Below are 23,327 nucleotides of genomic sequence, written 5' to 3'. Positions count from 1 at the left end.
GGCGGTCGCGCCGCAGGGGACGTCCCCCGCGCAAGCGGCCGCGCCGAGCGCGCCTGCGACCGTGGCCATCCCGCTGCCGCCGCGCCCGCCGGCCGATCTCCAGCGCGTCGCCGGCCTCGCGCCCACGCCCGCGCCCGCTCCGGCCGCAGCGACGCCCGCCGCTCCCGTCGCGATCGCGCCTCCCGCGCCGATCGTCGCGACGCCGGCCGTGAACACCGCCTCGGCGGCTCCGACGCCGATCCGCGTCGCGGCCCCGGCGACGGACGCCGAGGTCGTCGCGCGCGCGAACGCCTTCTTCAACGGGATCAGCGCGCTCTCGGGCCGCTTCGTGCAGCGCGGCAGCGACGGCCAGCGGATGACGGGGACGCTCTACCTGCACCGCCCCGGCCGGATGCGCTTCGCCTACGACGAGCCGGCGACGATCGACGTCATCGCCGACGGCCGCTCGGTCGTCGTGCGCGACCGCCGCCTCTCGACGCAGGACATGTACTCGATCTCGCAGACGCCGCTGAAGTTCCTGCTCGCGGACACGATCCGCCTCGGCCAGGACGTGGCCGTGATCGGCGTCGAGCGCGCGGGCGACGAGGTCGACGTCCTCCTGCAGGACCGTTCGACCTTCACCGGCACCTCTCAGATCCGCCTGACCTTCGACGCCGCCATGGACCGGCTCAAGGAATGGCGCATCGTCGACGGGCAGGGCTTCGAGACGGTCGTCACGCTCTCCGACCTGAACCGCCACGCGAGCCTCGACCGGGACCTGTTCCGGATCAATTACGAGGTCATGCACGACCGGTGAGCGAGGGGGGACGCGGCGGCCCGACGCGTCCTCGCACGCGAGTCCAGACGGCTCTTCGCTGGAACCTCCACGCCGTCATTCCGGGGCGCAAAGCGAGCACGGAACGACGGGGAGCAACCGACGAACCCTCAAAGTTTGAAAATCTTTCGTTGCGGTGTCATCCCGGACGCCGAAGGCGATCCGGGACCCATATCCACGACGTCTCAGTCGCAGCCTGTAGGCTGCGTTTCTCTGAGGGAAGCCGCCCAAATGTAGCGGAACGAGCGCGGCATGCGCGCTCGGGCTTGTCGTCGAGGTTATGGGTCCCGGGTCCGCTTCGCGGCCCGGGATGACAACCTCCGAAACATTCACAGGCTCTCAGCGCAGCGACGAATACCCGATCGTCGAATCCGGGCCGAGCGGGGCGGCGCCGGGGAGGAGGGTCGCGCCGCGGCGGGGCGGCGGCACGGGCGCGGCGGCGGCGGGGGCGACGGGTGCGCTCTCCGTGGCGGCCGGGTTCTGGCGCGCGAAGGGCATGCCCGAGAACAGGCCGCCGAACATCCGCTCCACCATGTTGGGCTCGGCCGGAGCCGGGCTCGCGGCCGCGACGGGCGCCGACGCAGCCGGCTGGGGAGACGCGGGCGCGGGCGCCGCGGGCTGGGACGGCACTGCGGCATAGGCGGCCGGCGCCTGGGCCGGCGTCGCCTCGATCGGACGACCGCGGGAATCGACGGGCACGAAGCGCGGACCGGCGGCGAGCGCCTCGGGGCGGCTGACCACACCGAGATTGCGGCGCGGGCGCGGGGTCTCGAGCGAGGCGAACCGCTCGTCCACGAACGTCGCCGGCGCACGCGAGGCGATGCCGAAGGAGGGGTGGCCGCCGCCGTCCTCGAAGACGATCCGCACCGCCGGCTCCCCGGCGGCGACGATGCGCGCGATCTCCGAATCGTCCCGCATCTGCCGCTGCGCCACGGCCTGGGCGAGCATCGGGTCGACGGGCGCGCAATTGCGCGTGTTGAAGGAATAGCGGCCGCCGCAGACCTCGACCGCCGGCTCGCGGCGGGTCAGCGCGAAATTGTCGTAGCCTTCCTTCAGGTTGCGCCAGAAGGCGATATTCTCGTCGTAGCGCTTGCGCGCGAGATTCTGCGGCGTCATCCGGAAGGGGAAGGACTGGAACTGCACCGAGCGCTGACCGCCGGCGAAGGCCTCGCGCATGATCGCGTAAACCTCGGCGATCGCCTCGTCGGTCATGGCGAAGCAGCCGCGCGAGGTGCACGAGCCGTGCACCATCAGATGCGAGCCGGTGCGGCCGTGCGTGCGGTCGAAGGCGTTGGGGAAGCCCGTGTCGAAGGAGAGATAGAAGCTCGAATTGGGGTTCATGTGCGCGGGCGTGACCGCGTAGAAGCCCTCCGGCGCCTGACGGTCGCCTTCCCGGTGCTTGGGCCCGAGCTGGCCCGACCAGCGGCAGATCGGATAGGTCTGCAAGAGGGCGTATTGCCCGTCCGGTCCCTTCTTCCAGATCTCGAGTTCGGATTCGAGCTTGAACGAGCGGATCAGGATCGGATCGCGCGGGGACATGCCCTTCGAGGACATCAGGGCGAGCGTCGCAGGCGGGATCGGCTGGAGATGGCGGTTCGACTGCGGGAGGTCGCGATCCTGGCACGCGGCCACGGAAACGCCGAGCGCGGCCACGAAAGCCAGGCGCCGCAATGCGTTGCGCTTCACCATGGGGTCCCCACTCCTCTGCGGCACGCCGAACGCGTGCTCTCGCGGGCGACTTCAGAGACCATCCCGCCCCCGTAGCTGTAAGATCGTTATCCTTACCCGGTTCTTACCGCAAGGGGGCATTTCCGAGGCGCGAGCCGAGAGGGTAAACGAATTCCTAAAGCTTGCGGCCGATGGCGAGGAACTTGTCCGCACGCGCCGCCCGCAGCGCGTCCGGCGAGAGGGCGGAGAGCTCCCCGAGCGCGTCCGCGATCGCCTCCCCCGCCGCCGCGATCACGGCGTCGTGGTCGCGGTGCGCGCCGCCGACGGGCTCGCCGACGATGCGGTCGATCACGCCGAGCTTGAGGAGGTCCTGCGCCGTGATCTTCATCGCGGTCGCCGCATCCTGCGCGCGGCTCGCGTCGCGCCACAGGATCGAGGCGGCGCCCTCGGGCGAGATCACGGAATAGATCGCGTGCTCGAGCATCAGCACCTTGTTCGCGGTCGCGATCGCGATGGCGCCGCCGGAGCCGCCCTCCCCGATCACGAGGGAGACGTTCGGCACGCCGAGCGCGAGGCAGGCCTCGGTCGAGCGGGCGATCGCCTCGGCCTGGCCGCGCTCCTCGGCCTCGATGCCGGGATAGGCGCCGGCCGTGTCGACGAAGGCGAGGACGGGCAGGCGGAAGCGGTCGGCCATCTCCATCAGGCGCACCGCCTTGCGGTAGCCCTCCGGCCGCGCCATGCCGAAATTGTGCCGGATGCGCGATTTCGTGTCCGAGCCCTTCTCCTGCCCGATGACGCAGACCGGCTCGCCGCGGAAGCGCCCGAAGCCGCCGACGATCGCCTCGTCCTCGGCGAACTTGCGATCGCCGGCGAGCGGGGTGAAGTCGGTGACGAGGCGGCTGCAGAAATCGGAGAAATGCGGGCGCTGGGGATGGCGCGCGACCTGCGCCTTCTGCCAGGGGGTGAGCGCCGCGTAGAGCCCCTTGAGCGCCTCGCCGGCCTTGGCCTCGAGCCGGGCGATGTCGTCCGTGATGGCGACCGCGTCGCGTTCCGAGCCGAGCGCCCGAAGCTCCGCGAGCTTCGCCTCGAGCTCGGCGACGGGCTTTTCGAAATCGAGATAGGTGCGCATCGGACCACGAATGACGAGGAGAGCGGCCGACGAGGTGCCGGTCCGCGAAGCGCGCGGACACTGGCCGCAAGCGGGGGCGGAGTCAAGGCGAGGCGCCGCCCGCGCTATTCCCGAGGCGCGCCGGCGGGCGCTCGTTCGGGCGCTTCGCAATAGATCCGGTGCAGCGTCGCGATCACCTCGGCGACGTCCTCGCGGGCCAGAGCGTAGAGGCTGAGCTTGCCCGAGCGGCGCACGCGCACGAGGCCCTCCGCACGCAGGCGCGCGAGCTGTTGGGAGACGGCGGGCTGGCGCAGATCGAGCAGCCGCTCGATCTCGCCCACCGAGCGTTCCCCCTCGACGAGGAGGCACAAGATCGCCAGACGCCCCTCGTGCGAGAGCGCGCGCATCAGCTCGGCCGCGACGCCGGCATTCTCCCTCATGCGACGGGCGCGCTCCGGCAGGCCGGGCAGGGCGAGGGCGTCGCGCGTGCCCTCGCGGTCGATCCTCGCCGGTGCCGCCATAGCCTCGCCCCCTCGTCGACGAGCCGGACGGCTCGGGGATCCGGCGCCGCTCTCGACCTTCGTAGCAAACTAAAACCTTGAAAGAAATGTGAAATGCGCCCGCCACGCTCGGAACCGCCCGGAACCCCGACCCCCGCCCGCGCTTGACGTTCGACAAGGCGCGGAGGCCCCGAGCGAGGGCCCCGACGCAGGGAGTTTCGCCATGTCGACCACGACGTCGACCTCCAGACCCGCCCCGATGCCGATCCTTGCGGTCGACCTCGCGCCGCCGGGCATCCAGATCCCCGATCCGACCCGCGGTCCCGGCAAGCCGCCGCCGCTGCCCCCCGGCGGGATCATCCCCGACGAGACGCCGCCGCCGAGCGACGAGCCGCAGCCCGACCACGACGACGCGGAGATCCGCGATCCGGGCCGGCGCATGCCGCCCGACCACCTCCCCGGCGGCCCCTCCAACCCGAACCCCCATCACGCCCGAGAAGGATGAGCGCATGAGCGACGACGGCTTCCCCTCGCAACGGCAGGACCAACCCGGCCGCGAGCACGCGATGCGGCCCGCCCCCGACTACGCCCCCCGCTTTCCCGGCAGCGGCCGGCTCGCCGATCAGGTCGCCCTCGTCACCGGCGGCGACAGCGGCATCGGCCGCGCGACGGCGGTCCTGTTCGCGCGCGAGGGCGCCGACGTCGCGATCGTGCATCTCGCCGAGGACCGCGACGCGCAGGAGACGCGCGCGGCGGTCGAGGCGGAGGGGCGGCGCTGCCTCGTCCTGCGCGGCGATGTCGGCGATCCGGTCTTCTGTCGGGAGGCGGTGGGGCGCACGCACGAGAGCCTCGGACGCATCGACGTGCTCGTGAACAACGCCGGCGAGCAGCACGTCGCGCAGGACATCGAGGAGATCACGCCCGAGCAGATCGAGCGCACCTTCCGCACCAACATCTTCGGCTTCTTCTACATGGTGCAGGCGGCGATGCCGCATCTCGCGGACGGGGCGCGCATCGTCAATTGCGGCTCGGTCACGGCCGTGCGCGGCTCGCCGGGCCTGCTCGACTATTCCGCGACGAAGGGCGCGATCCTCGCCTTCACGCGCTCGCTCGCCTCGAGCCTCGCCGAGAAGGGCATTCGCGTGAACGGGGTGGCGCCGGGCCCGATCTGGACGCCGCTCATCCCCGCGACCTTCCCCGAGGAGAAGGTGGCGGAGTTCGGGACGAGCACGCCGATGGGCCGCGCCGGCCAGCCGAACGAGGTCGCCTCCTGCTTCCTCTTTCTCGCCTGCGCCGATTCCTCCTACATGACCGGCCAGTTCCTGCACCCCAATGGCGGCGACGCCTTCGGGAGCTGAAACGCGTGCGCTCCCGGACCGTTTCGGCGGCCCGGGAGCGCGAAGCTTGTCACGAGTAGATGATGCGCAGCGCGTCTCAGCTGCCGACGGCTTGCAGGGCGGCGCGGGTGAGCTTGTCGGGGCCGAGATCCTCGGAATCCTCAACCGCGAGGATCTGGATCAGCCGCGACCGGGCGCGGTTGACGCGGCTCTTGATGGTGCCGACCGCGCAGCCGCAGATATTGGCCGCCTCCTCGTAGGAGAAGCCGGAGGCGCCGACGAGGAGCAGCGCCTCGCGCTGATCCGGCGGCAGCGTCGCGAGCGCCGCGCGGAAATCCTCGAAATCGAGGCGCGAGCCCTGCTCGGGCTGGGAGCGCAGCCGCCCGGCATAGGAGCCGTCCGGATCCTCCACCTCGCGGCGCCGCTTGCGGTATTCGGAGTGGAACAGGTTGCGCAGGATGGTGAAGAGCCACGCGTTCAGGTTCGTGCCGCGCTCGAAGCGGTCGATGTTCGAGAGCGCGCGCAGCAGCGTGTCCTGGACGAGGTCGTCGGCCCGATCGACCTGACCGGTGAGCGAGATCGCGAAGGCGCGCAGGCTCGGCACCGCGGCGAGCAGAGCGTCTCTCAGAGCCGGTTCCGGCGTCATCGCTCGTTCTCCCGGTCCCCTTCGCCCGAGCCGCCGGAGGCGCCTTCCACGGCCTTGATCCCGGCGCCGTCGAGCTGGCCGAGAAGATCGCGGAAGCGGTCCGGCACCGGCTGGTCGAGCAGGTCCATGTACATCGCGCGCAGCTGATCGCCGATGCGCACCTGCGTGGCGCGATCGAGCTGCGGCTTCGCCCCGTCCGCTTCGTACGTGCGGTCCGCGAAAGCGGTCTCGATCCCCACGCGGCCGGCCCCCTTCCCCTTGTTGAGCTTCATCGATTGCTTCCTCTATGGCGAGGTGTTCATGACGGCACCGCGCGACGTCGTCGGCCCCGCCCCTCGGCCACGTCGGCCGTTGCGGGCGGTCCTCGTCGCGCGCTATCCTCCACACCCGGTGAGGCGTCTTCCTACCCCGATCGTCGTCGCACTCCTGCAATGCCTCAACGCGGACGGCCGCAGGCTGGTTCCACCGCCGTGCTCACATAGCGGAACTTTTCGTTCCACGCAGCGTTGGGGGGGAATAGCATGGAGCCGAAAGGCCGGAAAAAGCTCAAGGGGATGTGCATGTCGACAGCTCAGCTCGTCGTCCAATACCTGCCGTACTTGCGCCGCTACGCGCGCGCGCTCACCGGAAGCCAGACGGCGGGCGACGCCTACGTCGCCGCGACCCTGGAGACCCTCGTCAGCGAGCCCGAGACGATCGGCCGCCAGGGCAACATCAAGGTCGAGCTGTTCCGCGTCTTCACGCGCATCTGGAACTCGCTCGCGGTGAACGGTCGCGCCGAGGACACGACGCGAGACCTGCCGGCCGAGGTTCGGCTCGGCCAGATCACGCCGCTGCCGCGGCAGGCCTTCCTGCTCTCCTGCCTCGAGGGCTTCTCCGAGGAGGAATCGTCGGTGGTGCTCGACGTCTCGGTGGAGCAGGTCCGCGAGCTCGTCGACGAGGCGGGCCGGGAACTCGCCGCCGACATCGTCACCGACATCATGATCATCGAAGACGAGCCGCTGATCGCCATGGACCTCGAGGCCCTCGTCGAAGGGCTCGGCCATTCGGTCACCGGCGTCGCGCGTACGCGCTCGGAGGCCGTCGAACTCGCCTCGCGCAAGCGCCCCGGCCTGATCCTCGCCGACATCCAGCTCGCCGACGGCTCGTCGGGCCTCGACGCGGTCAACGACCTGCTCGAGACGTTCCAGGTGCCGGTGATCTTCATCACGGCCTATCCGGAGCGCTTCCTCACCGGCGAGCGGCCGGAGCCCGCCTTCCTGATCGCCAAGCCCTTCCAGCCGGCGAACGTCTCGGCGGTGATCAGCCAGGCTCTGTTCTTCCAGCAGGCGGCGCATCGCCGCAGGCCCGAGCGCGCCTCCGCCTGAGCGCGCTCGGACGGAACGCGAAGATCGACGGGGCCCTGCTCGCGCAGGGCCCTTTTTTCGTGTCGCGACGTATCCGCAGCCAGCGCACAAAAAAAGGGCCGGCTTCGCGCCGGCCCTGTAACAGTTTCTGGCCTGGTTCAAGGGGAATGCGGGGAGGACCTAGTGGCCAGGTGTCGAAAGAACGGGTAAGAATTCGATTGGTTCCGGGCCTACGAAAACTGCTTGACAGCCGCAAAGCGCCTCGTCTCACGCGAGCAGGACTGTGACGGGATCGCCGAACGGCCGCGTCTACGGCTCGAATGCGGCAAGATCGGGTCCAAGGGAACCGAGCTCGGCAGATCGCGGTTGTACGGGAGCGCCGCTCCTCCGGCGTGCGGATGCTTCCTGGAGACGTCCATGCTGCGGCTCTGCGCACTTCTCGGCGTCACCTACGTCGTGTCGTTCACGGCGACGAGCGCGCTCACCGCGCCCGGCGGTTTCGGCGACGCGCTCGAGCGCGTGACCCGGCTCGCGGCCTCCGCGTCGATCGCCTCCGCCGACATGCGCGTCGCGGCGGGCGAAGCGGCCGGGGCGCGGCTCGCGCGGAGCGACCGCTTGTCGCAGAGTGCGGCGTCATCGCCCCGCCCCACGGACCGGACGCTCCCCGCCGTCGAGATCGCGCTCGGCGATGCGAGCGCGCAGCTCGTTCTGCGCGACGGCGAGGGTCTCGTGGTGTTCCGGACCGATCCCGCGGCGCGGGAAACGCAGATCGCGAAAGGCGTCCTCGCCCCGCTCGTCAGCCTCGGCGTCGATGCGGACGGGGTCGGCGCGCCGGATCGGATACCGCCGCAGCCCTCCATGCCGGCGCCCCTGCCCGCGCGAGCGCCCGCGCCGGCCGAGCCGCTCGCGGCCGGCTGCGAATCGCCGCTCGGCCCCATCCTCGCCAAGGAGGCGCCGGAGCTCGGGCCGTCCTGGTGCGTCGCATCCTTGTGAGCGTCGGCGAGAAAGCGAAAGAGAAAAGGCGCGACCGCTCTCGCGATCGCGCCTTCGAGTTGCCGGCCCGTGGGGGCAGAATGAGCCGGTCGCGGGAATGAACGCGCCTTCGCGATCGGGGTTCCAGGACCATCCCGTTTTTTTTCGCGCTGCGGAAAGATTCCGGAAGCGAGGGGCGCCGAGATGCGGCGCAGGAACCGCGCACCGCGCGCCGCGTTGCTCCCAAAGATGGCTGACCCAGAGCGAAAGAGTTTGCCGGTCAACGGTTTAGGCGCAGCTCGCCGCATCCCCGGCGACGGCACGGCGCATAGAACGGAGGACGTCATGTCCGAGCGATACAGAGCCGTGATCGGCGTGCTTCTCGACCCGCGCACCCAGCGCGTGGTCGACATCTTCCGCGCGCTCGGCGATTTCGAGGCCGCCTACGACATCGCCGTCATCGACGTGCTCGAGCACCGGCTGACCGGCATCTGCGGCCCGTCCGGCGCGCGGGCGATCGTCTCCGACGCGCTCCTGTTCGGCTTCGCCCTGCGCAACAAGCGCACGGATCTCAGCTGGCCGCACGGCGACTGGGACCTCGCGCCGATCGGAACGCGCCAGGCGACCGCGCACGAATGCGCGATGCTCGCCCTCGTCGCCGGATGCGGCCGCATGGAGGAGGACCTCCAGCGCGACGAGGGGCTGGCGCTCGCGACCCTCGCCGCGACCCGGCTCGGCGTGCGGCTCGACGCGAGCCTCGCCTCGCTGGCGCGGGAGCTCGCGACCCGGATCGCGCGCGCGGGGATGCCGATCGATCGGCCGGACTGGCCGCGGCTCCTCGACAACCCGATCGAGACGGTCGGCGCCCGCCGCCCGGTCGCGTCCGCGTCGCAGCTCCTGCGATTCTGACGCGCCGCGCGTGGGCGCCCGCCCCGTTCGCCCGCCCCGTTTGCGCTCTCCGTTTCCTGGGGCGCGCGGAATCGCGTATCATGGATGGTACGCGCGGCGGATCGAACCGCTCCCGGCCAGGCTCGACGGCCGCATCCTTGCGGAGGACGCTCGGGGAGACCCGCCCTGCGACGCCGAAGGACATGCCGATGAGCGGCTCCCCGCGTGACGTCTTCACGGCCTCCGGCACGCCCCCGGTCGTGCGGCGCCTCGGACCGATCGACCGCAGCGCCTGCCTCGCCCACCTCCTGCGCCTCGAGCCCGAGACCCGCCGACAGCGCTTCTGCGGCGGCCTCGGCGACGAGGCCGTCGCCGCGATCGTCGAGGAGGCGTTCCGGGCGAGCGGTCTGATGCTCGCGCGACGCGTCCTCGTCGGCGCGACCGTGGGGCGCGACATCGTGGCGCTCGCCGATCTCGCGATCGACGGCCGGGAGGCGGAAGCCGCCTTCAGCGTCGAGGCGCCCTGGCGCCAGCGCGGCCTCGGCGGGACCCTGTTCGCGCGCGCTCTGCTCTACGCGCAGAATCGCGGCGTCCGCCGGGTGCACGTGCGCTGTCTCGTGCACAACAGGGCCATGTGCGCGCTGGCGCGGCGCCTGGGCCTGTCGCTCGTCTTCGAGGACGGGGAGATCCAGGGCACGATCGCGGTGCCGCCGCCGAGCCCGCTCTCGCTCCTGGCCGAGCGCGCCGGCGACACGCTCGCGCTCACGCGGGCGATGATGGGCATTCTCGGCCCGATCGCCCGCATCGCACCGCCGCGCGGGACGTGAGGCGGCAGGCGGGCGAGCTCACCCGTCGTCCGGTGCCTCGGCCGCGGCCGCCACGATGTCCCCCGCCTCGACCTCCGAGAGCGGCTTCTGCACCTTGAGCGCGCGGGTGCGCCGGCCCGGCGCCATCACCAGGATCACGCTCTCGAGGCCCGGGCAGGCGGGATCGGCGCAGACGATCTCGTTGACGGCGAGCGCGACGTCGTCCGCCAGAGCGAGCGCCTCGCGGGCGAGCGTCTTGACGCGGGCGATCTCGCCGCTCTCAGCCTTCTTGCGGCGCAGGCCGCCGAGGAGACCGGCGAGCGTCACGGCAGCACCAGGATGCCGGCTTGGCCGTCGTCGGCGCCGAAAGCGAGCCGCTTGCCGGTCGCGTCCCAGGCGAGCGCCGTGATCCGCGAGCCCTTCACCGCTCGGCGGACGAGGAGCTCGGAGGCGTCGGTGAGGCGCACGAGCAGCACGGCGCCGTCGTCGTAGCCCGCCGCGAGCACCGGCGCGCCGGGATGGCAGGCGACTCGCGTCACGGGTGCAGGCCGCACGCCGCATTCGTGCGGCTGCTTGCCGGTCGGCCCCTCCTTCGAATCGAAGGGCCAGAGGATGGCGGCGTCCGCGCCCGAGGTCGCGAGCCATTTGCCGTCGGCAGTCCAGGACAGCGAGCGCGTCTTGCCCGGATAGCCCGCCATGCGCATGTGGCCCTTGTCCGGCGCGAGACGCCAGCCGTGGAGCGCGTTCTCCTGCATCGAGGTGACCACGAAACGCCCGTCCGGCGACCAGACGACCTCGAGATGGGCGCCTTTCCACTCGAGCCGCTCGGGCGCGGTCTCGGTATTGGGGAACCAGAGCGAGACGCCGTCGATGTGGGAGATCGCGAGCCGGTAGCCCTTCGGCGCGAAGGCGAGGCCGCGCACGCTCGACGGCGCGGAGAAGCGCTTCTCGACGCCTTTCGGATCGCGCGCGACGACGCTGCGGCCCGCGCTCCAGGCGACGCCCCCGCCGGCATGGAGCGCGAGCGCGTCGATCCAGGTGCCGCCGCTGTCGGCGAGCGTGCGCGTCGAGCCGTCGGGCCCGGTCACCGCCACGCGGCCGTCGTCGCCGCCGGTGACGAGACGCTCGCCGTCCGCGACCGCGCAGAGCACCGCCCCGTCCGGATGCGCCGCGACGCGATGCGTCTCGAGCGCGCGCGCCCCGGCCGCCCCGTGCGCGAGGATCACCGCGCCGTCGCCGAGCGCGAAGGCGGCGACCTCCCCGAGAAAGGCGACGGAGGTGACGTGCGCGCCGGCATCGATCGTGCGCACCGCGTCGGCGAGAGTGGGCTGTGCCTGCGTCATGAGAGGGTTCTAGGCGAGAGCGCGACGCGACGGAAGGGGTGGCACCTCATAGCCCCGCCGGGCGCGGGGGCGGGAGGCGGCCGGGGCTCGTGGCGCGCGAGACGGGCGCCGCGGCGGCGGGCGCGGGGCGGCCGAGGTCGATCAGGGGGCCGCGCGCGGGCGGCAGGATGTCGAGCGGCAGGCCCGAGCCGAGCTCCGCCTGCCGGGTCGTGGCGGGCGCGGCGGGAGCGGCGGGCGCCGGACCGGCGACGGCGCCCGCGGGCAGGCCGAGATGAACGCGCACCGGCTCGGCGACGCGGCGCGCCGGCAATTCGACGACCGGCAGGCGCGGCCCCGCGGCGAAGCCGAGCGCGCCGGAGGTGACCCGCGACACGGCGACCGCGGCGACGTCGTTGTGGTCCTCGCCCTGGTTGCGCGGCCGGTTCGGATCGCAGACGATCGGTCGCAGGTCCGGCGGCGCCGCCTCGCGGGTGCGCGGCAGGTCGGCGAGGGTGCCGCCGAACCAGCCGGGCGCCGTGAAGCCGTATTCGAGAAGCGAGGCGGTCAGAGCCGTGCGCTCGTTGGCGGTCATCTGCCCGAGCACGACCGCGACGAGATTGCGCCCGCCGCGCTGGGCGGTGGCGACCACGTTGAAGCCGGACGAGCAGATATAGCCCGTCTTCATGCCCGTCGCGCCCGGATAGCGCCCGATGATCCCGTTGTGATTGTTCATCACGTTGTTGCCGTAGACGATCGACTGCATGCCCCACAGCCAGCGCTCGTTGGGGAAGTCGCGCCAGAGGGCCTGGGCGAGGAGCGCCATGTCGCGGGCGCTCGTGCGCTTCGCGGCGTCGGGAAGGCCCGAGGCGTTGGCGAAGCGCGTGTCGCCGAGCCCGAGCCGGGCCGCGGTCGCGTTCATCTCGCGCACGAAGGCCTCGTGCGAGCCGGAGACGTTCTCCGCGATCGTCACGGCGACGTCGTTGGCCGAGCGCACCATGATGATCTTGAGCGCGTTCTGCAGCGTGATCTGCGAGCCGGGCGGGAATCCCATCTTCGAGGGCGGCATCGCCGCGGCTTGCGCGGACACGTTCAGGAGCGAGCTCATGCCGAGCCGGCCCTGGCGCGCGGCGTCGAGCGCGACATAGGCCGTCATCAGCTTCGTCAGCGAGGCGGGGAACCACAGCCCCGCCGCGTTGCGCTCGAACAGCACGCGCCCCGTATCGAGGTCGGCGACGAGGAGCGGCGCGTTCTCGATCTGCGCGCGCGCGGGCGCGGCGAGGACGAGAGCGGCGCAGAGGATGGTGGCCAGGAGGGGGAACGAGCGGAGGCGGAGGCGGAGCGAGAGGATCGGCGCGCGCATTGTCTTTCCGGTTCGCGTCGAGGGGACGGGCGGCGGGCGCGGCATCGCGCATCGGGAACGGCGCGACCATACCCCGAGACGCGCCGATCCGAAAGAGCACGCGCCGCCGCGCTCACGCCTCCCGCGTGCCCCCCGAGGCCGGGCGGATGGTCGGCAGCGGGGTCTCGCCCTCGCCGGCCGCCTTCATGAGGCCGCGCAGGATGTCGATCGGCACGGGGAAGACGATCGTCGAATTCTGCTCGCCGGCGATGTCCTGGAGCGTCGAGAGGAAGCGCAGCTGCATGGCTTCCGGCACCTCGCCGAGCATGCGCGCGGCGCGCGTCAGCTCCTCGGCCGCCTGACGCTCGCCCTCCGCGCCGATGATTCGCGCGCGGCGGATGCGCTCGGCCTCGGCCTGGCGGGCGATGGCGCGCACCATGCTCTCGTCGATGTCGACGTGCTTGATCTCGACATTGGCGACCTTGATCCCCCAGGCGTCGGTCTGGGCGTCGAGGATCGCCTGGATGTCGGAATTGAGCTTGTCGCGCTCCGAGAGCATCTCGTCGAGATCGTGCTTGCCGAGGACCGAGCGCAGGGTCGTCTGGGCGAGCTGGCTCGTCGCCACCATGAAGTTCTCCACCTGGATGATCGCCCGGTCGGGATCGACGACGCGGAAATAGATCACCGCATTCACCTTCACCGAGACGTTGTCCTTCGAGATCACGTCCTGGGAGGGCACGTCGAGGGTGATCGTGCGCAGATCGGTGATCACGGTCTGCTGGACGAAGGGGATGACGACGATCAGCCCCGGGCCCTTCACCCCCGAGAAGCGGCCGAGCGTGAAGACGACGGCGCGCTGGTACTCGCGCGTGATCTTCAGCGCGCTCCCGAGAAGCGCGAGGACGACGAGGACGACGACGAGGATGGCGATGGCGTCGATGGTCATGGGGCGTCTCCGGGTGCGGCTCTGTCGTCGCGGGCGGCAGGTGGGGCGGCGTCGGGGGCGACGTCGAGGACGAGGCCCTCGCGGGCGATGACGCGCACTCGGGTTCCTGGCTCGAGCGGGCGCGCGGCGCGGGCGTGCCAGCGCTCGCCGTGGACCTCGACCTCGCCCGTCCCGCCCGCCCAGGCGACGACGCGCCCGCTCTCGCGCGCGAGTGCGCGGTCTCCCGCCGCGGGAGGCCGGCGGAAGGCACGAAGCGCCGCGCCGACCACGACGACGACGATGAGCGCCGTCGCCGCGCTCGCCGCGATCGCGACGATGGGGCTCATCTCGATGCCGGGCACGTCGTCGGGGAACAGCATCAGCGAGCCGAAGGCGAAGGCGACGGCGCCGCCGATGCCGAGAATGCCGAAGGAGGGCGTGAGCGCCTCCGCCACCATCAGCACGAGCCCGAGCCCGATCAGGACGAGCCCCGTCGCGTCGTAGGGCAGGAGGTTCAACGCGTAGAGGCCGAGAACGAGCGAGATCACCCCGATCACGCCCGAGAAGATCGTGCCCGGATTGGCGAATTCGAGGATGATCCCGTAGATGCCGATCAGCATCAGGATGTAGGCGACGTTGGGATTGGCGAGCATGCCGAGCGCGTCGGTCAGCCAATCGGCCGCGAAGGCGCGCGTCTGCGCCCCCTGCGCGTCGAGCCGCACCGTGCGCTCGCCGAGCCGCACGACGTAGCCGTCGGCACCGGCGAGGAGGCGTTCGACGTCGCTCGCGAGGATCTCCGCGACGTTGTCCTGCACCGCCTCCGCCGCCGTCAGGGTGGCGCCGTCGCGCACGGAGGCCTCCGCGAACTCGACGTTGCGGGCGCGCAACGAGGCGAGGCCGCGCATGAAGGCGACGGCGTCGTTGACGACCTTGCGCGTCATCGCCTCGTCGCCCCCGCCGAGACCGCCGCCGCCCATCGCGACCGGCGTCGCCGCGCCGAGCGCCGTGCTCGGCGCCATGCCGGCGAGATGGCTCGCCATGAGGATGTAGGTCCCCGCCGAAGCCGCCCGCGCCCCGCTCGGCGCGACATAGGCGATCACCGGCACCGGGCTCGCGAGGATCGCGCGGACGATGTCGCGGGTCGCGCTGTCGAGGCCGCCCGGCGTGTCGATGCGCAGGATGACCGCGCCACCGGGCTCGGCCGCGGCCGCCTCGATCGCGAGCGCGATCTTGCGCGTCGTCGCGGGCCCGATGCCGCCCTCGATATCGACGACGAGGGCGGTGCGGATGGCGTAGGTCTCGGCCGGGGCTTGCGTCTGCGCTATCGCCGATCGCGGCGACAGCTCGGCCAGCGCGAGCACCGCGAGGAGCGCGAGGAGCGTCGCCCCGACGAGGCCGGAGATCGCCCTCATCGCGCCTCTCCCCTCCCCCCGACCGCGACCTGCCCCTCGGCGGCGTCCTGCGTGTCGACCTTGGCCTCGCCCACTCCGTCGGCGACGGCGGCGCCGCGGCGGCCGAGCGGCGCTGCGGGCGGCAGCGTGGTGTCGTGCGCCGTCTGCAGCTCGGTCTCGGCATCGATCTCGGCCCCGACGAGCAGGATCACGACCGAGATCCACACCCACATCATGCCGGCCGCGATGGTGGCGAGCGAGCCGTAGGCGGCGGAGAAGTCGGCGAGATAGGAGACGTAATAGGAGAACGCGGCCGAGCCGAGCAGCCAGACGGTGGAGGCCGCGAGCGACCCGGGCGTGATCCAGCGCCATTGCGCCGGCCGCCGGCTCGGCCCGAACCGCATCAGGGCGCCGATCAGGACGTTGGCGACGAAGAACAGAACCAGCGCCGGCACCGCGCGCAGGATGATCGCCGCGAGCGGGCCGAGCGGGAAGAAGGCGAGGATCACCGGCACGAGGATGACGACGTTCACCACCACGATGCCGAAGGCGAGCGCCGCGATCGTGAACAGGAAGGAGCGCAGGTAGAGCGCCGGCAGCGAGCGCTTCTCCCGCTCGCCGAAGATGACGTTGAGCGCGTCGAAGAGGCCGAGCACCGCGCTGTTGATGATCCACAGGGCGAAGCCGAGCGTGATCGCGAAGGTGACGGTCAGCCCGTCCGTGCGCGCGCCGATCAGGCGCTCGAGCTCCTGCTCCATCAGCTCGAGCATCGCCTGCGGCACGAGGCCGGTGAGCTCGGTCAGCTGGCCGCGCAGGGTCGCCGGGTCGGCGACGAGGCCGAACAGGGAGACCATCGCGGCGAGCGTCGGCACGATGGCGAAGACGAGGAAGAAGGCCGCGCCCGCCGCGTTCGCGCCGATCCGATCGCGGCTGTAGCCCTCGACGACGCGCCAGAAGATGTCGCCCCAGCCGCGCCAGGGGATCTGGAAGGGGCTCTTCGCGTCGCGTCCGCGATCGGGCTCGCGCGCCCGCGCCTCGGCGACAGGCACCGGGCACGGCTCGCGTTGCGGCAACGGCTCGCGCCGCGCGATCCGCCCCGCCTGCGCCTTCGCGTGTCCCTGTCCGCTCACGGCCCCACTCCGTTTTTCGCGTTTCGCATGGAACCGATCGGGGTTCCCACGAGACCAACGCACGGCCAGGCTCGACCGTTCGCCCTGCGCGGACGCGACGCAGCTCGGCATTCGCGTCGCCGCGCGATGACAAAGCGCCTGCATCTTGCTAAAGCGCGTGCGCCGCGCGGATTTCCACGCGCGCGCGAAGATCCCGTAGCCAAGGGCCCCGCGGCGACAGCGTGATGTCCGATCCCCTCGTCCTCATCCCCGCCCGCATGGCCGCGACGCGGCTGCCGGGCAAGCCGCTCGCCGAGATCGCCGGGGCGCCGATGATCGTCCACGTCTGGCGCCGCGCCTGCGAGGCCGGCATCGGGCCGGTCGCGGTGGCGACCGACGCGCCCGAGATCGCCGCGGCGGTCGAGGCGGCGGGCGGGCGCGCCGTGATGACGCGCGCCGACCACGCCTCGGGCTCGGACCGCATCGCGGAGGCGGCCGATCTCCTCGATCCGCAGGGGCACCACGACGTCGTCGTCAACGTGCAGGGCGATTTCCCGACGATCGACCCGCGCGCGATCGCCGCCGCCATCCTGCCCCTCGCCGACCCCGCGGTCGACATCGCGACGCTCGCCGGCGAGATCGTCGAGGCGAGCGAGCGCGAGGACCCGAACGTCGTCAAGGCGATCGGCTCGCCGATCTCGGCGGGGCGCATGCGCGCGCTCTATTTCACGCGCGCGACGGCGCCCTGGGGCGAGGGGCCGCTCTGGCACCATGTCGGGCTCTACGCCTACCGACGCGCGGCGCTCGCGCGGTTCGTCGCGCTGCCGCCCTCCCCGCTCGAGATCCGCGAGCGGCTCGAGCAATTGCGCGCGCTCGAAGCGGGCATGCGCATCGACGTTACCGTGATCGATCACGTGCCCTTCGGCGTGGACACGCCCGACACCCTCGCGCGCGCCCGCGCCATCCTCGAGAGAGACGCCCGATGACCTTCAAGATCTCCTACCAGGGCGAGCCCGGCGCCAATTCGCACATCGCCTGCCTCGAGGTGTATCCGGACGCCGAGCCGATGCCCTGCCCGACCTTCGAGGACGCCTTCGCGGCGCTCGCCGAGGGCGAGGCGGAGCTCGCCATGATCCCGATCGAGAATTCGGTCGCCGGGCGCGTCGCCGACATCCACCATCTCCTGCCCGATTCCGGGCTCCACATCGTCGGCGAGCACTTCCTGCCGATCCATCACCAATTGATGGCGATCGAGGGGGCGAGTCTGGCGACGATCAAGTCCGTGCAGAGCCACGTCCAGGCGCTCGGCCAGTGCCGGCGGACGCTGCGCAAGCTCGGGCTTTCCGCGATCGTGGGCGCGGACACCGCCGGCTCCGCACGGCAGATCGCCGAGGCCGCCGATCCGTCGCGGGCGGCGATCGCCTCGCGGCTCGCGGCCGAGGTCTACGGGCTGCGGATCCTCGCCGAGGACATCGAGGACGAGGCCCACAACACGACGCGCTTCATCGTGCTCTCGCGCGAGGCCGCCCCCGCCGAGCCGGGGCAGGATTGCGTCACGAGCTTCGTCTTCCGCGTGCGCAACATCCCCGCCGCCCTCTACAAGGCGTTGGGCGGCTTCGCCACGAACGGCATCAACATGACGAAGCTCGAGAGCTACATGATCGAGGGCCAGTTCACCGCGACGCAGTTCTATGCCGAGGTCGACGGCCATCCCGAGGAGCCGCCCTTGAAGCGCGCGCTCGAGGAGCTCGCCTTCTTCTCGCGCGAATTGAAGGTGCTCGGCATCTACCGCGCGCACCCTTTCCGCGCCAACCTGCGCGACAGACACCCGGCGGAGTGAGGCTCCGCCGGGTGCGTGGCTCGGATCGCGACGCGGATCAGAACGCGTAGCGGTGCCGGTTGCGCTCGAAGGCGGCCGAGGGCTGGATCGGGCCGCGCTCGCGCTCGACCACCTCGATCGCCCGCTGGAGATCGGGCGAGCCGAAATTGAGCGGCCAGCCGGTGCGATGCAGCTCGCGCGCCGCCTCCAGCAGGCGGTCGTTGTATTCCCGCTCGCCGAGCCGCTCGCGCCGGCCCGCGATCGCGGCGGCGACCTCGTTCGCCTCGAACAGCCCGTTCTCGCCGCGCGCCCCCGTCGGGAGGCCGATGCGATCGGTGCCGTCGCGGAAGATCGTGCGGTTGAGCGTGCGCATCGGCGCGAGTTCGGGGCGCGCATAGAGGTTCGACACGTTGGCGCGGACCTCCTCGCTCGCGCCCGGCTCGTTGTATTCCGACACGAGGAAGTCGCTGATCACGACGAGGCTCGCGTTCGGATTGGCGTCGAGCCAGCGATTCCAGAGCGCGGTCATCCGTTCGCGATTCACCTCGCTGTCCTCGAGCGGCATGCGCAGCATCTCGAAGATGGTGTCCCGCGGCGGGTCGGCGACGAAGCTGTCGTTCATGGCGCCGGCCGCGAGCGAACGGCGGACGAACTCGGTCGCGCCGGCGCGGTTGCGGGCGATGTCGGCCGGCATCTCGTAGAATTGCGAGTTGTCGGAATTGCGCAGAGCGACGAAGCGGAAGCCGTTCTCCTCGTCGTCGACTGCACGCAGCCGGATCTTGCGCCAGGCGCCGTCCGGCCCGGTCGCGTCGAGCACGTCGTCGGCGAGATAGTCGCGCACCCGCCCGCTGCCGACGTCGCGCAACGCGACCGCGATGCCCTCACCGGCGAAATCGGAGATCGGGTTGCCGAGTTCGGTCGCGATCCGCTGCGCCTCCTCGGGGCGACCGAGCACGGCGTTCGCGACGAGAGCCCGGCGCGCGGCGTCGACGTCTCCCGGCGCGCGCGGCGCGTTGGCGACGCGCAGCCAGCTCGTCGCGGCGTCCTCGACGGAGATCGCACCGGACTCGATCGCGCGATCGACGACGTCGCCGATCGTCTTGGCTTCCGCGACCGCCTGGTCCGAATTGCCCCACAGGCCTGTCGTCCGCGGCAGCGCGACCTCCGGATCGAACAGACGCTCCCCGACCATCCGATCCACCAGATGGCTGTCGAGCGCCTGATAGCCGTCGATGAGCGCGCGCGCCGCCATGAAGGCGCCCAGCGGCGGCTTCTTCAACCCGAGCGCGATCATGCTCGCCATTCCCGCGACGTTGCTGCCGACGGAGAGGACGTTGCCGCCGATCTCCGCCGCCCGACGGGTGAAGCTGCCGTCGATGCCCATGCCGTCGAAGAGCTCCCCGATCCCGTCGAAGACGGCGCCGCCGAGGCTCGGCGACTGGCCCGAGAGCACGTTGAGGACGTCGCCCAGCCCGCTCGGCAGCTCGAGGACGGTGTTGCCGTATTGCAGCGCGAACGGACGATCCGGGTCGTTGTTCTGGATCGCGATCGAGGTGCCGGCGCCGACATTGGCGCGCTGGCCGCCGCCGATCGGGACGTTGTTGAGCAGGAAGCCGCCGTTGATCGTGCGATCGACGGGGACCGGCTCGCCGCGCTCGAGAGCGTCCTGCGCGCGCGCGATGGAGATGCGGTTGTTGAAGAAGACCGTCTTCGACGGCTCCATGCCGCCCTTGCCGTCGGGCTTCATGAAGATCACGGCCGCGCCGACGCCGATCTGCCCGTTCTGCAGGCTGCCGAGACCCTGACCGGTGGCGACCTGCCCCATCTCGCCGACGGGGGCGGTCATCACGAGCTGCGGGACGATCTTGACGTTGGCCGGCGTCTCCTTGCTGCTCAAGTGCCGATTGAGCTGATCGAGTTGCCTCAGGAGCGTACCGGCGATGGCGTCGCTCAGGGGACCGTCCCCCACCGCCGCGCCGACGATCGGCAGGACGGTGCCGGCGGAGACCCCGGCGGGATCGAGCGGCACGCCGAGGAAGACGGTGGGGTTCTGGTAGTTCTGGCGGTTGCCGAGCACGTAGGCCGCGGGCGCGCCGCCGATGCCGGGCAGCCGGGTCAACCATTCGCCGCCGGGTATCGGCGAGCCGATGGCGAAGGCGGTGTCCTCGATGGGCGTGAGACGCACGACGTTGTGGGTCTCGTGGACGTTTTGCGGCGTGAGCCGGGTCGGCGGGGGCGGAACGGTGGTCCGCTCGCGTGCGGATGCGACCTCGACGGCGCTCCCCTGGTTCGCCTGCGCGGTGGGCGCGGCCGGCGTGCCGGGGACCTGCGCGAAGAGGTTCGGGCGCACGGCGGTCGCGGCCGGAGCGGGGCTTTCGGTGCGGGTTTCCGACACGGGCTGAAAACCGCTGTCCGCTGCCGGGCTGCGCGGGGTCGCGTCGACGGGGCGGGTGGAGATTTCAAGGACATGGCGTTGCCTCCCTGCGTTTCGATCGCAGGGTGTATACGCAATCCGGCGGTGCGTGTCTAGCCTAAAGTCTAATTTCGCATCTATTATTCTGAAATGTAATCCACCACTCCGAGAGACATGATCATTCTTCGAGATAGATGCGCACCAGGTGATGCGCGATGGCGACGGGGGGCGGCACGCGCAGGCCGTCGGGATGCCGGTCCGCCAGCATCGCGGCGACCTCCTCGCGGGAGAACCAGCGCGCGTCTTCGAGCTCCTCGCGATCGATCGTCAGCGCATCGTCGAGCGCCTCCCCGATGCAGCCGATCATCAACGAAGACGGGTAGGGCCAGGGCTGCGAGAGGGCGTAGGAGACCGCGCCCACGCGCACCCCCGCCTCCTCGAAGGTCTCGCGCCGCACGGCGTCCTCGATCGTCTCGCCGGGCTCGACGAAGCCGGCGAGGCACGAATAATTGCCGGTCGGAAAGCGGGCCTGACGCCCGAGCAGGATGCGGTCCCCGAAGCGGATCAGCATGATGACGACGGGATCGGTGCGCGGGAAATGCTGGGATCCGCAGGCGGCGCAATCGCGGCGATAGCCGGACGCCGAGAGCGCGGTCGGCGCGCCGCAATTCGCGCAGAAGCGGTGGCGCGCATGCCAGGACAGGAGCGATTTCGCCTGGGCGAGGAGGCCGATCTCCGCCTGCGGCACGAGCCCCTGCACCGCCGTCGCGCGCAGGTCGTTCGCGAAGCGCCCGGGCATCGCCGCGATCGCCTCCGCCTCGCCGGCCTCCGCGCCGATCGCGATCACGGGCCGCCCGTCCAGTTCGCCGAGCACCACGCGCTCGCGCACGCGCACGTCGGCGAGGTCGCCGTTGCGGTGGAGCGCGCGCGCCGCCTCGCCCTCGCGGCGCAGGATCGGCACGTCGCCGGCCAACAGGATCGCGCCCGCCTCCGGATCCGCCGCATAGCGGGCGAGCGCGTCGTCGCCCCGCTCGCTCGAGTGCCGCACGATCGGGTTGAACGCGAAGCCGAGCGGCGGGTCGCGGCGGGATTGCGTCACGGAGGCGGCTCCTCGTCGGCGGCGAAGGCGGCGCGCAGGCGCTCGAGGAGCGCGCTCGCGGCGTGCGGGGGATAGGGCGCCCGCGTGCCGTGCCCCCAGACGGGACCCGGCCAGGCGGGATCGGACAGGAAGCGCGCGATCACGTGCACGTGCAGCTGCGGGACGACGTTGCCGAGCGCGCCGACATTGATCTTGTCGGGAGCGGCGACCGCCTGCAGCACCCGGCTCGCGACGCGGATCTCGCCCGCGAGCGCGTGCGCCTCGGCGAGCGACAGGTCGACGATCTCGCGCGCGCCCTCCCGGCGCGGAACGAGGATCAGCCAAGGAAAGCGCGAATCGTTCATGAGGAGCACGCTGCACAGGGGCAGATCGCCCACGGGCAGCGTGTCGCCGGCAAGGCGCGGATCGAGCGCGAAGCCGCCCGGCCCCCCGTCCTCTCCCGTCGTCAAGACAAGGTCTCGATGGCGTCGACCTTCTCGCGGTAGAAGGCGACGTGGCCGGCGATCGCGGCGACGGCAGGATAGGGCTCCTCGTAGGACCAGGCGGCGTCGCGCTGCTCGATCCCGTGGCCGGAGACCGTGAAATAGGACGCCTCGCCCTTGTAGGGGCAGTGCGAGCGGCGCGGCGAGGGGTCGAGCAGGTCCATCGCCACGTCCTCGCGCGGGATGTAGAAGACCGGCGGATAGACGCCTTCGCGCATCACGAGGGCGCGATCCGATTCCGCGACGATGGCGCCGCCGAGGACGACGCGGACCCGCTTGTCCGCGGGCTCGATGGCGATCGGATGATCGGGGCCGGGCTCCTTCATGGGGCTCCTCTCTCGGGGACGTGCGACGATTCTCGAGGCTTCGTCCTATCACGTTTCGCGCGGCTTGGCCTTCTCCCCCGCCGAAATCTCCGTCGTGCCGAGCGCCTCCGCGAGGCGCATCCTGGCGGAGCCCGGGCGCAGGGGCTTCTGTTGGCTCTCGTGGGGAGCCCAGCCGGTCAGCCAGACGAGGTCGAAGGTCGCGCGCACGCGCCCGTCCGCGTCGGCGAAGCGCTCGTGGTAGATCTCGGCCGTGCGCAGCAGGGTCTTGCGGCGAAGCGGCGTGCGGCGGCGCTCGTGCAGGGCGTTGGTCAGGCCCATCGCGCGCAGGTCCGCCATCAGCGCGAAGGCGTCGCGATAGCGCACGACGACGCTCTCGGCATCGACGACCGGCAGCGCGAAGCCGGCGCGTTGCAGGAGCGCGCCGAGGTCGCGCACGTCGGCGAAGGGCGCGACGCGCGGCGAGATCCCGCCCTCGATCTCGGCTTCCGCCGCCGCGAAGGACGCGCGCAATTCGGCGAGGCTGCCGCCGCCGATCAGCGCGCACAGGAGGAGGCCGTCGGGCGCGAGCGCGCGGCGGATCTGGACGAGCGCGCCGGGCAGATCGTTGACGCTCTGGAGCGCGAGGAGCGACACGACGAGGTCGACGCTCTCGGGAGCCAGCGGCAGCGCCTCCTCGTCGGCAACGATCGCGCCGGGCTCCGGCAGCGGGGCGAGGCGGAAGACCCGCTCGGCGCCCGCGCGGCGCGCGAGGATCTCGGCTGCCTGCCCGCTCGGCGTCCCGAGATCGACCGCGCGCGGGAAGGGCCGCAACACCCCCGCGAGCCGATCCTCCAGATCCTCGGCCGCACGCGCGACGAGAAAATCCGCGAAGCCCGCGGCCTTGGCGCGGGCGAGCCGGGCGCGGGCGAGACGTCTGTCGAAGACGAGCGGCGATTGGTCGTTCATCGGCGTCTCCTCGGTGATTGTCCCTCCCCGGAGGGGAGGGTGGACCCTGGAGCGGAGCGACAGGGGCCGGGT

The 23,327-nt window shown here is 71.7% G+C and carries 25 protein-coding genes; 9 read left to right on the top strand and 16 right to left on the bottom strand.

Annotation, left to right across the window (positions count from 1 at the left end; all coding sequences use genetic code 11):
• Positions 1-796, top strand: a 796-nt coding sequence (locus tag ACK4UM_RS09790) for a LolA family protein (protein WP_409798244.1), incomplete at its 5' end; no start/stop codon positions are given.
• Positions 797-1,153: 357 nt separating this feature from the next.
• Here the strand turns inward: ACK4UM_RS09790 and ACK4UM_RS09785 are convergent.
• From ACK4UM_RS09785 to ACK4UM_RS09775, 3 genes are all read right to left on the bottom strand, one after another.
• Complete coding sequence (locus tag ACK4UM_RS09785; RefSeq protein WP_409798242.1) at positions 1,154-2,503, bottom strand: hypothetical protein; 1,350 nt, start codon at positions 2,501-2,503, stop codon at positions 1,154-1,156.
• A gap of 154 nt (positions 2,504-2,657) precedes the next feature.
• A complete protein-coding gene (locus tag ACK4UM_RS09780) occupies positions 2,658-3,611 on the bottom strand; it encodes an acetyl-CoA carboxylase carboxyltransferase subunit alpha (RefSeq protein ID WP_409798240.1) in 954 nt (317 codons plus the stop codon).
• A 104-nt stretch (positions 3,612-3,715) separates the two neighbouring features.
• Positions 3,716-4,030: an ArsR/SmtB family transcription factor gene (locus ACK4UM_RS09775; protein WP_409798250.1), complete on the bottom strand. Its 315-nt coding sequence runs from the start codon at positions 4,028-4,030 to the stop codon at positions 3,716-3,718.
• 283 nt (positions 4,031-4,313) lie between these two features.
• Here ACK4UM_RS09775 and ACK4UM_RS09770 point away from each other — a divergent pair, with 283 nt between their 5' ends.
• Together ACK4UM_RS09770 and ACK4UM_RS09765 are read left to right on the top strand one after the other, a co-directional pair.
• Positions 4,314-4,595 (top strand): hypothetical protein, encoded by a 282-nt coding sequence (locus ACK4UM_RS09770; RefSeq protein WP_409798238.1) that lies wholly within the window; start codon positions 4,314-4,316, stop codon positions 4,593-4,595.
• A gap of 4 nt (positions 4,596-4,599) precedes the next feature.
• Positions 4,600-5,448, top strand: coding sequence for an SDR family oxidoreductase (locus ACK4UM_RS09765; RefSeq protein ID WP_409798237.1), 849 nt, complete (start codon positions 4,600-4,602; stop codon positions 5,446-5,448).
• A 76-nt stretch (positions 5,449-5,524) separates the two neighbouring features.
• Here the strand turns inward: ACK4UM_RS09765 and ACK4UM_RS09760 are convergent, their stop codons facing one another.
• The gene (locus tag ACK4UM_RS09760; RefSeq protein WP_409798235.1) at positions 5,525-6,073 is read right to left on the bottom strand and encodes a sigma-70 family RNA polymerase sigma factor; all 549 of its coding nucleotides are present in this window, start codon (positions 6,071-6,073) and stop codon (positions 5,525-5,527) included.
• Entirely contained in the window at positions 6,070-6,345 is a 276-nt protein-coding gene (locus ACK4UM_RS09755) for a NepR family anti-sigma factor (protein WP_409798233.1), read from the bottom strand. The genes ACK4UM_RS09760 and ACK4UM_RS09755 overlap by 4 nt, the downstream gene beginning before the upstream one ends.
• A gap of 288 nt (positions 6,346-6,633) precedes the next feature.
• On the opposite strand from ACK4UM_RS09755, the gene ACK4UM_RS09750 reads away from it, so the two are divergent.
• From ACK4UM_RS09750 to ACK4UM_RS09735, 4 genes are all read left to right on the top strand, one after another.
• The gene (locus tag ACK4UM_RS09750) at positions 6,634-7,440 is read left to right on the top strand and encodes a response regulator (RefSeq protein WP_409798231.1); all 807 of its coding nucleotides are present in this window, start codon (positions 6,634-6,636) and stop codon (positions 7,438-7,440) included.
• A 396-nt stretch (positions 7,441-7,836) separates the two neighbouring features.
• A complete protein-coding gene (locus ACK4UM_RS09745; protein ID WP_409798229.1) occupies positions 7,837-8,412 on the top strand; it encodes a hypothetical protein in 576 nt (191 codons plus the stop codon).
• Between the two features lie 324 nt (positions 8,413-8,736).
• Positions 8,737-9,300 (top strand): hypothetical protein, encoded by a 564-nt coding sequence (locus tag ACK4UM_RS09740; protein ID WP_409798228.1) that lies wholly within the window; start codon positions 8,737-8,739, stop codon positions 9,298-9,300.
• A 188-nt stretch (positions 9,301-9,488) separates the two neighbouring features.
• The gene (locus ACK4UM_RS09735; RefSeq protein ID WP_409798226.1) at positions 9,489-10,106 is read left to right on the top strand and encodes a GNAT family N-acetyltransferase; all 618 of its coding nucleotides are present in this window, start codon (positions 9,489-9,491) and stop codon (positions 10,104-10,106) included.
• 18 nt (positions 10,107-10,124) lie between these two features.
• On the opposite strand, the gene ACK4UM_RS09730 is transcribed toward ACK4UM_RS09735, so the two are convergent.
• The 6 genes from ACK4UM_RS09730 to ACK4UM_RS09705 all read right to left on the bottom strand — a co-directional run bounded on the left by ACK4UM_RS09730 (position 10,125) and on the right by ACK4UM_RS09705 (position 16,192).
• Complete coding sequence (locus ACK4UM_RS09730; RefSeq protein ID WP_409798224.1) at positions 10,125-10,412, bottom strand: hypothetical protein; 288 nt, start codon at positions 10,410-10,412, stop codon at positions 10,125-10,127.
• Positions 10,409-11,428 (bottom strand): WD40 repeat domain-containing protein, encoded by a 1,020-nt coding sequence (locus tag ACK4UM_RS09725; RefSeq protein WP_409798222.1) that lies wholly within the window; start codon positions 11,426-11,428, stop codon positions 10,409-10,411. Before ACK4UM_RS09725 ends, ACK4UM_RS09730 begins: the two co-directional genes overlap by 4 nt.
• Before the next feature lie 46 nt (positions 11,429-11,474).
• Complete coding sequence (locus tag ACK4UM_RS09720) at positions 11,475-12,767, bottom strand: D-alanyl-D-alanine carboxypeptidase family protein (protein WP_409798220.1); 1,293 nt, start codon at positions 12,765-12,767, stop codon at positions 11,475-11,477.
• Between the two features lie 112 nt (positions 12,768-12,879).
• Complete coding sequence (locus tag ACK4UM_RS09715) at positions 12,880-13,692, bottom strand: slipin family protein (RefSeq protein ID WP_409798218.1); 813 nt, start codon at positions 13,690-13,692, stop codon at positions 12,880-12,882.
• Positions 13,689-15,083 (bottom strand): NfeD family protein, encoded by a 1,395-nt coding sequence (locus ACK4UM_RS09710; protein ID WP_409798217.1) that lies wholly within the window; start codon positions 15,081-15,083, stop codon positions 13,689-13,691. Before ACK4UM_RS09710 ends, ACK4UM_RS09715 begins: the two co-directional genes overlap by 4 nt.
• Positions 15,080-16,192, bottom strand: coding sequence for a YihY/virulence factor BrkB family protein (locus ACK4UM_RS09705; protein WP_409798215.1), 1,113 nt, complete (start codon positions 16,190-16,192; stop codon positions 15,080-15,082). The genes ACK4UM_RS09710 and ACK4UM_RS09705 overlap by 4 nt, the downstream gene beginning before the upstream one ends.
• A 224-nt stretch (positions 16,193-16,416) precedes the next feature.
• Here ACK4UM_RS09705 and ACK4UM_RS09700 point away from each other — a divergent pair, with 224 nt between their 5' ends.
• Positions 16,417-17,157, top strand: coding sequence for a 3-deoxy-manno-octulosonate cytidylyltransferase (locus ACK4UM_RS09700; protein ID WP_409798214.1), 741 nt, complete (start codon positions 16,417-16,419; stop codon positions 17,155-17,157).
• Positions 17,154-18,011 carry a prephenate dehydratase gene (locus tag ACK4UM_RS09695; RefSeq protein WP_409798212.1) on the top strand — a complete coding sequence of 286 codons (858 nt, stop codon included), beginning with the start codon at positions 17,154-17,156 and terminating at the stop codon, positions 18,009-18,011. The genes ACK4UM_RS09700 and ACK4UM_RS09695 overlap by 4 nt, the downstream gene beginning before the upstream one ends.
• Positions 18,012-18,048: 37 nt before the next feature.
• Here the strand turns inward: ACK4UM_RS09695 and ACK4UM_RS09690 are convergent, their stop codons facing one another.
• From ACK4UM_RS09690 to ACK4UM_RS09670, 5 genes are all read right to left on the bottom strand, one after another.
• Complete coding sequence (locus ACK4UM_RS09690) at positions 18,049-20,385, bottom strand: hypothetical protein (protein WP_409798210.1); 2,337 nt, start codon at positions 20,383-20,385, stop codon at positions 18,049-18,051.
• A gap of 196 nt (positions 20,386-20,581) precedes the next feature.
• On the bottom strand, positions 20,582-21,502 hold the full coding sequence (gene nudC, locus ACK4UM_RS09685) for an NAD(+) diphosphatase (protein WP_409798208.1): 921 nt from the start codon (positions 21,500-21,502) through the stop codon (positions 20,582-20,584).
• The gene (locus ACK4UM_RS09680; RefSeq protein WP_409798206.1) at positions 21,499-21,951 is read right to left on the bottom strand and encodes an HIT domain-containing protein; all 453 of its coding nucleotides are present in this window, start codon (positions 21,949-21,951) and stop codon (positions 21,499-21,501) included. The genes nudC and ACK4UM_RS09680 overlap by 4 nt, the downstream gene beginning before the upstream one ends.
• A complete protein-coding gene (locus ACK4UM_RS09675; RefSeq protein ID WP_409798205.1) occupies positions 21,948-22,310 on the bottom strand; it encodes a DUF427 domain-containing protein in 363 nt (120 codons plus the stop codon). The genes ACK4UM_RS09680 and ACK4UM_RS09675 overlap by 4 nt, the downstream gene beginning before the upstream one ends.
• 48 nt (positions 22,311-22,358) lie before the next feature.
• Positions 22,359-23,255: a methyltransferase domain-containing protein gene (locus ACK4UM_RS09670; protein ID WP_409798203.1), complete on the bottom strand. Its 897-nt coding sequence runs from the start codon at positions 23,253-23,255 to the stop codon at positions 22,359-22,361.
• Positions 23,256-23,327: the final 72 nt, after the last annotated feature.

This window comes from Salinarimonas sp. (assembly GCF_046292825.1).
In the GTDB taxonomy this organism is placed as follows: domain Bacteria; phylum Pseudomonadota; class Alphaproteobacteria; order Rhizobiales; family Beijerinckiaceae; genus Salinarimonas.
The sequence above is the reverse complement of the archived record's forward strand: the minus strand, read 5'-3'. Positions and strand labels throughout refer to the sequence as shown.

Coding starts and splice junctions, on each gene's coding strand:
- ACK4UM_RS09785 (WP_409798242.1), bottom strand. CDS start 2,503: ATGGTGAAGCGCAACGCATTGCGGCGCCTGGCTTTCGTGGCCGCGCTC.
- ACK4UM_RS09780 (WP_409798240.1), bottom strand. CDS start 3,611: ATGCGCACCTATCTCGATTTCGAAAAGCCCGTCGCCGAGCTCGAGGCG.
- ACK4UM_RS09775 (WP_409798250.1), bottom strand. CDS start 4,030: ATGAGGGAGAATGCCGGCGTCGCGGCCGAGCTGATGCGCGCGCTCTCG.
- ACK4UM_RS09770 (WP_409798238.1), top strand. CDS start 4,314: ATGTCGACCACGACGTCGACCTCCAGACCCGCCCCGATGCCGATCCTT.
- ACK4UM_RS09765 (WP_409798237.1), top strand. CDS start 4,600: ATGAGCGACGACGGCTTCCCCTCGCAACGGCAGGACCAACCCGGCCGC.
- ACK4UM_RS09760 (WP_409798235.1), bottom strand. CDS start 6,073: ATGACGCCGGAACCGGCTCTGAGAGACGCTCTGCTCGCCGCGGTGCCG.
- ACK4UM_RS09755 (WP_409798233.1), bottom strand. CDS start 6,345: ATGAAGCTCAACAAGGGGAAGGGGGCCGGCCGCGTGGGGATCGAGACC.
- ACK4UM_RS09750 (WP_409798231.1), top strand. CDS start 6,634: ATGTCGACAGCTCAGCTCGTCGTCCAATACCTGCCGTACTTGCGCCGC.
- ACK4UM_RS09745 (WP_409798229.1), top strand. CDS start 7,837: ATGCTGCGGCTCTGCGCACTTCTCGGCGTCACCTACGTCGTGTCGTTC.
- ACK4UM_RS09740 (WP_409798228.1), top strand. CDS start 8,737: ATGTCCGAGCGATACAGAGCCGTGATCGGCGTGCTTCTCGACCCGCGC.
- ACK4UM_RS09735 (WP_409798226.1), top strand. CDS start 9,489: ATGAGCGGCTCCCCGCGTGACGTCTTCACGGCCTCCGGCACGCCCCCG.
- ACK4UM_RS09725 (WP_409798222.1), bottom strand. CDS start 11,428: ATGACGCAGGCACAGCCCACTCTCGCCGACGCGGTGCGCACGATCGAT.
- ACK4UM_RS09720 (WP_409798220.1), bottom strand. CDS start 12,767: ATGCGCGCGCCGATCCTCTCGCTCCGCCTCCGCCTCCGCTCGTTCCCC.
- ACK4UM_RS09715 (WP_409798218.1), bottom strand. CDS start 13,692: ATGACCATCGACGCCATCGCCATCCTCGTCGTCGTCCTCGTCGTCCTC.
- ACK4UM_RS09710 (WP_409798217.1), bottom strand. CDS start 15,083: ATGAGGGCGATCTCCGGCCTCGTCGGGGCGACGCTCCTCGCGCTCCTC.
- ACK4UM_RS09700 (WP_409798214.1), top strand. CDS start 16,417: ATGTCCGATCCCCTCGTCCTCATCCCCGCCCGCATGGCCGCGACGCGG.
- ACK4UM_RS09695 (WP_409798212.1), top strand. CDS start 17,154: ATGACCTTCAAGATCTCCTACCAGGGCGAGCCCGGCGCCAATTCGCAC.
- ACK4UM_RS09675 (WP_409798205.1), bottom strand. CDS start 22,310: ATGAAGGAGCCCGGCCCCGATCATCCGATCGCCATCGAGCCCGCGGAC.
- ACK4UM_RS09670 (WP_409798203.1), bottom strand. CDS start 23,255: ATGAACGACCAATCGCCGCTCGTCTTCGACAGACGTCTCGCCCGCGCC.